This is a genomic window from Cupriavidus basilensis (assembly GCF_008801925.2).
Lineage (GTDB): Bacteria > Pseudomonadota > Gammaproteobacteria > Burkholderiales > Burkholderiaceae > Cupriavidus > Cupriavidus basilensis.
Window position 1 is genome coordinate 644,141 of sequence record NZ_CP062804.1, and the last position, 11,551, is coordinate 655,691.

9 protein-coding genes are annotated in these 11,551 nt (G+C 66.1%); 5 read left to right on the top strand and 4 right to left on the bottom strand.

The window, feature by feature from the left end; all coding sequences use genetic code 11:
* Nucleotides 1–105: 105 nt before the first annotated feature.
* From F7R26_RS23865 to F7R26_RS23880, 4 genes are all read right to left on the bottom strand, one after another.
* On the bottom strand, nt 106–1,248 hold the full coding sequence (locus tag F7R26_RS23865; RefSeq protein ID WP_150984985.1) for an acyltransferase family protein: 1,143 nt from the start codon (nt 1,246–1,248) through the stop codon (nt 106–108).
* 10 nt (nt 1,249–1,258) lie between these two features.
* Entirely contained in the window at nt 1,259–1,984 is a 726-nt protein-coding gene (locus F7R26_RS23870) for an LbetaH domain-containing protein (protein WP_150984986.1), read from the bottom strand.
* 258 nt (nt 1,985–2,242) lie between these two features.
* On the bottom strand, nt 2,243–3,385 hold the full coding sequence (locus tag F7R26_RS23875; RefSeq protein WP_150984987.1) for an acyltransferase family protein: 1,143 nt from the start codon (nt 3,383–3,385) through the stop codon (nt 2,243–2,245).
* Nucleotides 3,386–3,522: 137 nt separating this feature from the next.
* The gene (locus tag F7R26_RS23880; protein ID WP_150984988.1) at nt 3,523–4,764 is read right to left on the bottom strand and encodes a glycosyltransferase; all 1,242 of its coding nucleotides are present in this window, start codon (nt 4,762–4,764) and stop codon (nt 3,523–3,525) included.
* A 328-nt stretch (nt 4,765–5,092) separates the two neighbouring features.
* On the opposite strand from F7R26_RS23880, the gene F7R26_RS23885 reads away from it, so the two are divergent.
* The 5 genes from F7R26_RS23885 (at nt 5,093) to F7R26_RS23905 (ending at nt 11,531) form a co-directional block, all read left to right on the top strand.
* Nucleotides 5,093–6,349: an oligosaccharide flippase family protein gene (locus F7R26_RS23885; protein WP_150984989.1), complete on the top strand. Its 1,257-nt coding sequence runs from the start codon at nt 5,093–5,095 to the stop codon at nt 6,347–6,349.
* Nucleotides 6,349–7,413 carry a glycosyltransferase family 4 protein gene (locus F7R26_RS23890; RefSeq protein WP_150984990.1) on the top strand — a complete coding sequence of 355 codons (1,065 nt, stop codon included), beginning with the start codon at nt 6,349–6,351 and terminating at the stop codon, nt 7,411–7,413. The genes F7R26_RS23885 and F7R26_RS23890 overlap by 1 nt, the downstream gene beginning before the upstream one ends.
* 48 nt (nt 7,414–7,461) lie before the next feature.
* A complete protein-coding gene (locus tag F7R26_RS23895) occupies nt 7,462–8,151 on the top strand; it encodes a PIG-L deacetylase family protein (RefSeq protein ID WP_150984991.1) in 690 nt (229 codons plus the stop codon).
* Nucleotides 8,152–8,894: 743 nt separating this feature from the next.
* Nucleotides 8,895–9,881, top strand: coding sequence for a GlxA family transcriptional regulator (locus F7R26_RS23900; RefSeq protein WP_150984992.1), 987 nt, complete (start codon nt 8,895–8,897; stop codon nt 9,879–9,881).
* Between the two features lie 117 nt (nt 9,882–9,998).
* Nucleotides 9,999–11,531: a mannose-1-phosphate guanylyltransferase/mannose-6-phosphate isomerase gene (locus tag F7R26_RS23905; RefSeq protein WP_150984993.1), complete on the top strand. Its 1,533-nt coding sequence runs from the start codon at nt 9,999–10,001 to the stop codon at nt 11,529–11,531.
* The last annotated feature ends 20 nt before the right edge of the window (nt 11,532–11,551 follow it).

The window sequence follows — 11,551 nt, forward strand, 5'->3', positions numbered from 1 at the left end:
CTTCCTTCCCCGGGGGCAAGGCCATGGCCCTGGGGTATTGGCGGTCGGTAACTCGAGTCCCGCGCTGCACGTGGCTTACGCCCGCGGGGACGGCGTCGGGTCAGCTCACGCGGCGTGCTGCTCGGCTGGCTGTGCGGCGGGCGTGCCGCGGCGGCGGGCCGGGAACAGCGCATCGCGGATGCGCAGGAAGGGGAACTCGATCGCGCGCGTGGCGGCATAGCCGGCGATGATCGCAACGGCAAACTGCAGCGCAAGGGCTAGCCCCCAGGCCACCATGACGGGGATGCCGAACGTGCTTGCCTTGCGAATAAACACGTCGCCCGGAGCCAGCGCGACGGAGTGCCACAGATAGATGCCGTAGGAATACACGCCGACCCATGCCACCGCACGGTATAGCCTGGCGCCGCGTATCGCCCCGGAGTATTCGAGCACCAGCACGATCAGCGCGGCAAAGCCGATGGCCTGGATCGTGTAGCCGATGCTTTCCTCGAGCACCAGGTTGCGCTGCAGGAATACCAGCCAGACCACCGTGCCTGCCACCACGGCCAGCAGCAGCAGTTTCTGGCCGGCGATGCGGCGGTACAGTTCCGGCTTCATCCAATAGACCGTGGCCAGCATGACGCCAAAGAGCAGGCTGTCGATGCGATATTGCGTGTAGGCGGAGGCCGCTTCCAGCTCGCCGCTGGCGACCGCGGCGCAGCGCGCGGCCAGCACCACCACGCACAAGGTGCCCAGGGTCCACAGGATGGTGTTGGCGCGCACGCGCAAGCGGGCGAACAGCAGCACCAGCGCCGGCAGGAACAGGTAGAAGTGTTCTTCCACGGCCAGGCTCCAGGTCTGCGCAATGGAGGAGCCGAGGTAGTTCTGCATGTGCGTGAGATTCTGGTACAGGAAGGTGCTGGTCGGGTGGCGGCCGGCCAGCACATGGAACAGGATCAGGGCGTAGTAGGCGGGCCAGATCTTGAAGATGCGGCGGATGATAAAGCGCCGCGCATCCACGCTGCCGCTCTGCGCGTACTGGCGCAGCAACAGCCCCCCGACCAGGAAGCCGCTCAGGGTGAAGAACAGGTTGACCCCTTCGCGCCCGAAGTTCTTGAGCGGATACTCGATCAGGGCGACCCACTGGCTGCCGGTGCTGACCGTGTGGAAGTGCATTCCCATCACGGCAATGATGGCCAGCCCGCGAACGAAATCGAGTTCGATGGACCGGCTGGTCGGGTTGACGTCGCGGCTTGCCTGGTAGTCCATGCTGTTCTCCTTATAGGGGGCCGGACGGGTTCGTGATGGCGGTGGGGCCGGGCGGGTCGAATCGCTTGCGGATGAACCGGCACGGATTGCCACCGTAGATGCCTTCGGCCTCGAGCGAGTGATGCACCACCGAGAGCGGCGTGACCACCGCCGAGCGGCCGATGGTGATGCCTTTCTGGATGACGCACTTGGACGTGATCCACACACCGTCCTCGATCACGATCGGCGCGACATGCAAGTCCATGTTGCTGTCCAGGTCGTGCGAGCCCGCCGTCAGGAAGCTGCCTTGCGAGATGCAGACGTTGGAGCCGATGCGGATATTGGCCTGGTTGTAGATCCACACATCCACGCCGAACCAGCAGCCATCGCCCACTTCCAGGTTCCAGGGCGACTTGACGCGCAGCGGGTGGACCAGCCGGCAGTGCTGGCCGATACGCGCACCGAACAGGCGCAGCAGGGCGACACGCAGCCCGGAGAACGGATTCAGCTTGTTGTTGATGATGCCGGCTTCGACCAGGAACCATGCCGCCTCGACCAGCAGGCTGCGCCGGCGCACGTAGTTGCCCTTGCCGGCGCGGGTGAGATCGATGACGCGATGTCCCGGCGTGCTGTCACGGCTGGCATCGCGGTTGCCTTCGCGGCCGCTTTCACGATTGGCCTCGCGGCTACTGTCACGGCCAGCCCCGCGTGGATCGCCGACCACATCGAGACAATCGGCATAAGCTTCGGTATCCATGTTCCGCCTCTCACTGGGTGGCCCCGCGGCGCTGTCGGCAATGCTGGGCATCGCCGCGCGGAAGAATCCATCGTATTGCGCGCTGCATCCTGCATCCTGCATTCGCAGGAACGCGAATTCATTCATTACGTTCCTGTCGGGAAAATTATCGAACGTGAAAACGTGGCTGGCCCGCAATTTGGCGCGATTGGCCTTTCGCAAGGGGCGTTTTGGCGGCTCCGCACTACGCCGGGCGCGCAGCGCGGCTTGGCCGCGAGGTCAGGCGCCGATCTTGCCCTTGCCAAGCATGTCGGCGTTGCCGCGCGCGCCCGCGGGGAAGAGGGCGTCGCGCAACCGCAGGAAAGGCAATTCAACGGCGCGGGTGGTCAGGTAGCCCGCCGCGATCGCAATGGCGAACTGCATGACGAGCGCCAGCACCCAGACCATCGCCGGGGGCAGCCCATATGCCAACGCCTCATGAATGATCAGGGCGCCGGGCGTGCGCGCCACCGTATGCCACAGATAGATGCCATAGGAGTACACGCCGATCCAGGCGATGGCCCGGTACGCGACGCTGTCGCGCAGGCGGCCTGAATGCTCCAGCACCAGCACGATCAGGGCGATGAAGCCGATGGACTGGATGGTGAAGCCGATGCTCTCCTCGACCACGATATCGGTCTGGCAGAACAACAACCATGCCAGCAGTCCCGTCACCGCCGCGGCCAGCCAGCCGCGCCGTGCCGCCAGCTTGTGGTAGATGCCGGGCTTCAGCCAGTACAGCACTGCCAGCATCACGCCGAACAGCATGCTGTCGACGCGATACTGCGTGTACACATAGGCGCCCCGGATGTCGCCGCCGGCGACGGCCGCGCTGCGGGCCAGCAAGACCAGCACGCACGCCGCCGCAAGCAGCCATAGCAACCGTTGCGGCGTCAGCCGCCAGCGCGCGCACAGCAGCAGTGCAATCGGCAGCAGCAGGTAGAAGTGCTCTTCCACCGCCAGGCTCCAGGTCTGCGCGATGGAGCTGCCGAGATAGTTCTGCAGATGCGTCGCGTTCTGCAGCAAAAATGTGCTGCGCGCGTGATGGCCGGCCAGCGCGTGGACCAGGATCAGCAGGTAGTAAGCCGGCCAGATCTTGAAGATCCTGCGAATGAAGAAGCGCCGCGTGTCCACGGTGCCGGTCTGCGCGTACTGCCGCAGCAGCAACCCGCCTACCAGGAATCCGCTGAGTGTGAAGAACAGCGTGACCGCTTCCCGCCCAAAGTTCTTCAGGGGATATTCAAGCAGCCAGACCAGGCGGCTGCCGGTGTCGACGGTGTGGAAGTGAATGCCCATGACGGCGATGATGGCCAGGCCCCTGACGAAATCCAGTTCGACGAGGCGGCTGTGGGAACGCGCGTGCGCGTCTGTGGTGCGATGCATGCAAAGGGCCTCCTGCCGGTGCGTTTGCGCACGGCGTGCTGTCGACCCTGGGTGATATGGATTCGTGGCCATGGCGTTGCCATGGCTGCGCCTGCAGCGGCACCCCGAACGGGTACGGCTTGTATCGGAAGCGAGCGTCAGGCAGCCGCGCGGCGCAGGGTTTGCTTGAATTCGCTCAAGGTATGCCGGGCCAGCAAGTGGGCCCTGGCGGATGCGGCCTGCGGCGATGCCGCCACGGGCCGTGAGAGTTGGTCCAGCGCGCGCTGGATGGCGGGGCCGGACAGATCTTCCAGCACCGGCCCGAGTTCCTGCCCCTGGCAGAACCAGCCGATCAGGCCGTCCGTGGTGGCGATCACGGGCTTGCCAAAGCGGTAGGCCTGCACCAGTACCCCGCTCATGCCGTAGTGGCCCTTGTAGCCGAGCCAGACGGCATCGCAGGCGGAGAACAGGTCGGCCTCTTCCTCGTTGGTGATGAAGCGGTCGAAGATCACGGGCGGCGGCGACAGCGTGGACGCGGCCGCCTGCAGGAACGCGCGCGTTTGCGGGTCTTGCTGCCCTGCCACCACCAGCGTGGGCGCGCGTGGGTGGCCGGCCAGCGCGGTGACCAGCTCGCAAATGCCCTTGCGTTGCGTGACCGCACCGTACACCAGCAGGCAGGTGCCGGCGCCGTGTCGCGGGCTTTCCGGGCTTCCCGGGCTTTCCGGTCCTTCAGGGCCCTGGCCCAGCCCCAGCCGCTGCCTGGCGGCAACGGGATCGGCAGGCAGCGCGTCGGGACAGGGATCGGCCAGGTAGGCGAGCGCGGTGCGGCCATTGCCGCGTGGATACCACTGCGGCAAGGTCGGGTCGATCGACAGCAGCGTCTTCATGCCGCCGGACTCGACGGCGCGCCGGAACAGCCAGGTCTTGACCGCGTTCACCAGCGGCTGGTGCGGCGATTTCACGCCCACCTTGCTGTGGTGGAAGTTTGCGCGCATCGTAATGCCAACCCAAGGCACCTTGGCGAATGGCGAGCCAAGCAGCGGGAGCACGTAGAGGAAGTAGTCGGCATAGGGCACCAGCACCAGCGAGATGTCGCGCAGGCCGGCGGCAACCTGGAAGGCATGGCGGAAAGTGCGCCAGAAGCGCACATAGCTGAGCTTGCCGAGGCCGCTGCCCACCGCGGGCGGCGGCTGTGTAAAGACGATGCTGGCGACGATGCCGGCGGCGGGATCCTGCGCGGCCAGCATGCGCCGGGCGAGCGGATGCGCCTGGTTGCCGGGGTCGGTCACCACCATGCAGTGGTAGCCGGCTTCCGTGTAGGCCTGCACCGCCCATTCGACGTAGCGCCAGCGGTGGCCGGTGAAATCGTGCTCGATGATCAGTGCGGTCGGCTTGGACATCGCGTCTCCAGGCACGGTGGGGCGAGCCCGGTGTGCTGCGGGTTGCGGATGTTGCCACACTAACACCGCCGTCTTTGCGCCGGCCGCCAATTTGCGGGCCGGCCTGGCGGATAAAGGCTGTATTGCGCAAGCCCACCCGGGCGGCGCGCGCAAGTGACGGCAAGTGACGGCAAGTGACGGATTAACGCTAGGCGATGGCGATTGCTGTTGCCCCGCCTACGGTAAGTTGTGCTTCATGGCTGGCGCCCGGCGCCGGCCGGACCGGCACGGATGCCCGTGGCGGCCGCACCGGTGCCTGGCATCGGCGCTCAACCCATGGTGGGGCAATATGGCCAGATCCCTGAGGAATGCCTTCTTCCTGCCGCTGGCCGGCCTGCATGCTAGTTCGGCCGCGTGGGTGCTGGGGCAGCAGGTGCTGGTGCGGGGGCTGGTGGCCATCAAGTTCCTCATGGTCGGGCGCATCCTCGGCCCGTCGGCGGTCGGGATCGCCGCCGTGGCGCTGCTGGCCGTGGCGATTGCCGAGGCGCTCAGCGATACCGGCTTGCCCCAGGCGGTGGTGCAGGACAAGCAAACGCCCACCCCCGACCAGCTTAGTGCGCTCTGGACCGCGCTGACGTGCCGGGGCGCGGGGGTGGCATTGCTGCTGGTCGCGCTGGCGCCGCTGCTGGAGGCGCAGTTCCACCTCGCGGGCTCCTTGCTGCTGCTGCAGCTGGCCGCCGCCCTGCCGCTGATCCGCGGCCTGGCCTCGCCGGCCTATTTCGTGGTGACGCGCGACCGGGGCTTCCAGCATATTGCCGGGATCGAGGTGGCGGCCGCCGGCACCGACTGCGGCGTCAGCCTGGCGTGCGCCTTCGCGGGCGCGGGCGCCATGTCCATCCTGATCGGGCTGCTCGCCGGCGAATCCGTCAAGACCGCGCTCACCTGGCTGAGCATGCGCCCCCGGCCGCCTCTGCGCCTTCGGTGGGCCGGCATCGGCCATTACGTGGGGTTCAGCCGCTGGATCTGGGCGGGCAGCGTGGTCAACCTGCTGCTCAACCAGTTCGACAAGGTCATCGTTGGCAAGCTGCTCGGCCCGGCCCAGCTGGGCGCCTACCAGATGTCGTCCAAGCTCGCGCAGATGCTGCTTGCCGATGCGGGCATCGCGATCTCGCAGTACCTGTTTCCCACCTTTGCCGCTCGTTTCCGCAAGCAGGATGGCTCCGATGCGGTGCTGCTGCGCCGCTTCGTGGTGATCGGCGGCCTGGGGCTGGCGATCGTGGTGCTGGTGCTGCGGCTGGTGGCGGAGCCGCTGTTCCTGCTGGTGCTGGGGCCGGCCTGGCTCGGCGCGGTGCCGTTGTTCCGCATCTTCACCATCAACATGGCGATTGGCGGGCTGATCGCCGTGCTGGTCGCCTACCTGCGCGCCGTGGGCATTCCCAAGGCCGCCACGCATGCCTCGGTGCTCCAGGTCTGCGTATTGCTGGCCACGGTGCCGCCCGCCACCCGTTACTGGGGTGCGCAGGGCATTGCCTGGTCGATGACGGCGGGCCTGGCGGTCGCGGCGGCATGGATGCTCTACCAGATCCTGAAAATGAGGAGGGTGTGATGCGGATTCTTCATCTTGTGCTGGCACCGCGCCTTTCAGGCGCCGAGATGCTCGCGAAAGACCTGGCCATCTACCAGCAGGCCCACGGCGACACGGTCTGCGTGTCGGCCCTGATGCCGCAGCAGGAGGACTTCGCGGCGCTGCGCGCGCAGCTCGATGCAGCTGGCGTGCTGTGCCTGTTTCCAGACCAGCCCCGGCGCCTGCCGGGCCGTCTCTGGCACCTGCGCGGCGTGCTGCGCGACTACCAGCCGGACATCCTCTTCGCGCACGCCACCATCCCGGCCTTCTACGCGCGGGCATTGCCGTCGCGGGTGCCGGTGGTCTACGTGATGCACTCTGCCGCCAACGATTTCGAGAGCACCATGTTCCGCTACGTCGAGCGGATGCTGTCCACGCGCGCGCGCGCGGTGATCGGGGTGTCGCAGGGGAATCTGCGTGATTACATCAACTCGGTGGGCACGCACCCGCTGATGGCGGTGATTCCCAATGGCGTGGACACCCGGCGCTTCTTTGTGCGGCCCGCAGGCCAGCGCGAGGCAGCGTCGCGGCTCGTCATCCAGGTGGGCCGCTATGCGGCGATCAAGAACCAGCTGCATACCGTGCTGGCGTTTCGCGAGGCGCTCAAGAGCGTGCAGAACGCGCGGCTGGAGATGTATGGCGTGATCGAGGATCCCGATTATTACGTCAAGGTCTGCGCCCTCGTGGAAGAGCTGGGCCTGGCCGACAAGGTGCGGGTCAACGGGCCACAGACCAATATCCCGGAGCTGCTGGCGGGCGCAGCCGTGTTTGCCATGCCGTCCGCGTCGGAGGCGCACAGCATTGCCTTTCTCGAAGCATTGGCCACAGGCATGCCGGTGGTGGCGAGCGGTATCCCCGCCTTTGCCTTCGCCCGCGACTTCGCCGGTGTGCAACTGCTGGACACCAGCGACGCCGCAGCCTATGGCGCGGCGCTGACCGTGGCGCTGGCGCAGCCACGGGTCGCGCGCTCGCTCGATGGCCTGACGCTCAAGGACACGGCCGACCAGTACCGCGCGCTGGCGCGCAGGCTGATCAGCACTGCGTGAAGCCAGCCCTCGGGCGCCAGGCATCACGGGATAAGAGCAGGAGGAGATATGGAACGCAAACGTGTACTGGTGCTGAGCCCGCACGCGGACGACGCGGAACTGGGCGTGGGCGCCTACCTGGCACGTGTCATCGATGCCGGCGGCGAAGTGATGGTGGCCCTGGCGACGGTAGGAAGGAGCCGGTCGCTCTGCCTTGGCCGCGAGGTGACCGAACAAGAACGGCTGGACGAATTCTCCGAATCGATGGCCGTGCTTGGTGTGCAGACGACCGAGGTCCTCACCAGGGGACTTGACGGCGTGCTCGACAGCTTCCCGCGCGCGCAGATGGTCGGCATGCTGGACGCGCTGCAGAACCGCTTCGAGCCGGACGAGGTGCTGATTCCGTTGTCGTCGTCGCACCAGGATCACCGCTATTGCTGGGAAACCGGCGTTGCCGCCACGCGCCTGAACCCCGCCAAGCATGCCCCCCGCCTGGTGGCGGCCTATGAATATCCGGCCACGTGCTGGGGCGGTGGCGGCATCGTCAATCCCTTGGGTGGCTCGCTCTATATCGATGTGAGCGCCACGTGGGCGCGCAAGGTGGAGGCGTTGCGCAGGCACCGCTCGCAAATGCATGAGGGCGCCGGGCACCTGGTCAGCATCGAAGGCGTTACGGCGCTGGCGCAGTGGCGCGGTGCGGAAGCCGGCTTCGTGCTGGCGGAGGTGCTGCACATCATGCGCGCGCGCTGGCCGGGATGAGATCGGCCTGCTGCCCCAAATCTGCGCATGCACACGGCCGCGCGCCAGGGGCAGTGTTATGCACCACGGCGCCAACAGGCTAGTCCCGCACGCTTGCATCAACTTTGCAAATCACCGGCCGCGCCAGGCCAGGTACCTGGCGTGCCAGCGCCCGCGCGCACCTTCTTTCAGTCCCCCAGGTCAAGCAAGCCGTCTGTGTTGTGGCGGCGAAGCCATCTTGCGCCCCGGCCAGGCGCAATTATTTCATTAATCGAAGTCGCGACAGAGAAAATCCGGCGTGGCCATCGAGCGATATATCCTCGTTGCTGATCAGATTCATTAATTAATTTGTCATAATTTTTAATGTTTAGAAATGATTTTTATGTTATCTGGTGTGGATGCGGGCCCGGCGGAAATCGTGGGATTAATGTCGGATTCCCACTCTCATGCACCTTTTGCGACCCTTGTGTTCGGTAGGTAACGTACGGTTTGGTGCATGATTTGCTGCGATGCATCATTATGCATAAAGTAGGAACTAGTTGCAAAACAGCGCGCTGGGACAAGCGATTTGAGGCGAGGTCGCAACCCGAAAAAGCTGTATTTACAACGTCTTGCATGAACTTTTTGGAGCGGGCGGACACCTTCCGCCAACATCTCGCTACTTTCCGACACGGACGCATTTCTCGGATTCGGGATCGCTACGATGCATTGCAACACCAATAAATTCGCGCAAGAACGGATCAACAATTCTTTGGGGGAAAATCATGCCGTACGCCCAACTCGAGCCCGCAACGGTTAGTTGGCTTCATACCTCAACTAACCGTTCAAAGTGCGCCGTGCGGCGCGTCGGCATTCTGCTGTTCGATGGTTTTTCATTATTGGGGGCGGGTTTGGTGGCTGAACTATTCCAGACCGCCAATGAATGCTCGGCGTCCGATCCCGCGAAAGAATCCGCCTATGACGTGCGCCTGCTTTCCGTCGACGGAGGCAGCGTCGCCTGCTCTGCGTCCGTGCGGGTCTGGACCGACGGACTCGATCCGCGCCAGTTCATCGGTTTCGACGTGCTCTTCATCGCCGGTGGCGCGGGCGCTCATGCCGCCGCGGCGGACGAGCGGCTGCTGCGCTGGCTGCGCGTTGTCTCCCCGCGCACGCCCACGGTACGCCCCATCGCCGAAGGCCGTGCCGTGCTGGCGGCCGCCGGCGTGCTCAAGCCGCACGAGGACGAGCATCGCCATCCCGTGTTCGGGCTGCAGGCCTCGGACGAGTCCGGCGAGCAGTACGAACTTGTCAGGGGTGCGCTGACGTTGATCAAGCGCGATCTTGGCCTGGACGTGGCGCGCGCGGTCGGTACCCGGGTGATGCCCGCCTGGACCGCTCGCCTGATGCCCAGGCTCGCGGATACCGGCGCGACCAGCGCGGGCGACAAGATCCGCGCGGCCGCGCGCTGGCTGCATGAGCACTGCGAGCAGTCCATCTCGGTGTCCGATGCCGCGCAGGTGGCGGCCATGAGCGAGCGCAACTTCCTGCGCCGCTTCAAGCTGGAAATGGGCGTGACACCCTCCGACTACCTGCTGCATGCCCGCCTGGATACCGCGTGCAGTTTCCTGGCCGAGACAGAGCTGCCTGTGGACAAGGTGGCGCGGCGCTGCGGCATGGGCAATGGCGACCGTCTGGCCAAGATTTTCCGCAAGCGCATGTCGATTTCCCCAACGGAATACCGCCAGCGCAGCAAGATCAGCGCAGTGGGTTAGCAGGCAGACCGGCGGCGTATCCGCGGGCCCGCGGGTCCGTGCATTGCCCCGCGTAGACGATTGGCGCCACGGGCCGCTTGCGCAAACGCGCGGCGCCCGACCAGGGAGGGCTGGATCATGTCGAACAAAGTGCTGGAGCCTGTTGCCGTGCAACCCGGGGACTCCGCAGCGGTGGCGCCGGGCGCGCCAGTGCGCTTGCGCATTGCGCCCGTGGTGCTGGCCGGCGGTGCGGGCACGCGGCTGTGGCCGCTGTCGCGAGAGCATTTCCCCAAGCAACTGATCGACCTCGTGGGCAAGGACTCGCTGCTGCAGTCCACGCTGCTGCGCATGCAGGGCTTCTCCGCCGGCCACGAGATCGAGCCCGGCGCCATCATCGTCTGCGGCGACGAGCATCGCTTTATCACCAGTGAACAATTGCAGGCCAGCGGCATGCAAGGCCGGCTGGTGGTGGAGCCGGTCCGGCGCAATACGGCGCCCGCGCTCACGCTGGCCGCATCGCTGGCGCTGGCCGACGGAGAGGACGCAATCCTGGTGGTCATGCCGGCCGACCACGCGATTCCCGATACCGGCGCCTTTCACCGGGCGCTGTCGATCGCGGCCGCGCATGCCGGCGAGGGGGCCATCGTCACCCTTGGCGTGCCGCCCACGCGGCCCGACACGGGCTATGGCTACATCAAGCTTGGCGAGATGCTGCCCGACGGCGTGCGCCACATGGAGCGCTTTGTCGAGAAGCCCGCCATCGAGCTTGCCGCGCAGTACGTGGCCAGTGGCAACTACTGGTGGAACAGCGGCATCTTTGTCGTGCGCGCCACGGTCTGGATGAAGGCGATCGCGGCATTGCATCCCGCCATCCACGAGATGTGCGTCGCGTCGGTGGCCGAAGGCAAGCAAGAGGGCCAGTTCTTCCGGCCCGCGTCGCGGCAGTTCTTCCTGAGCCCGTCGGACTCGATCGACTACGCCGTGATGGAGCGCCTGGACCACCCGGCCTCGCCATGCCGGGGCGTGGTGGTGCCGCTGGAGGCGGGCTGGTCGGACCTGGGCTCGTGGGACGCCGTGTGGGATGCCATGGACAAGGACGCCGAAGGCAACGCCGGGCGCGGCCGCGTGGTGTTCGAAGGCGCGCACTCCAGCTATGTCCATTCCGACGGGCGCCTGGTGGCATGCGTCGGGACCAGCAACATCGTGGTGGTGGAGACGGCCGACGCGGTGCTGGTGGTGGATCGCTCGCATGTGCAGGACGTCAAGGACGTGGTCGCGCGCATGAAGATCCTGCACGCGCCGGAGGCCGACACGCACCGCAAGGTACGCAGGCCCTGGGGCTTCTATGACTCCATCGAGCATGGCGACCGCTTTCAGGTCAAGCGCATCGTGGTCCAGCCGGGCGCGCGCCTGTCGCTGCAGCTGCATCACCATCGCGCCGAGCATTGGGTGGTAGTCAGCGGCACGGCGATGGTCACGCGCGGCGAGGAGCAATTCCTGCTCAGCGAGAACCAGTCCACTTTTATTCCGCTCGGCGTGCTGCATCGCCTGGAGAACCCGGGAAAGCTCCCGCTGGAGATCATCGAGATCCAGTCCGGCGGCTACCTGGGTGAAGACGACATCGTGCGCGTCGACGATACCTATGGCCGTTGCCCGGGACCACAAGCGTAACGAGCAACAGACAAGGGACA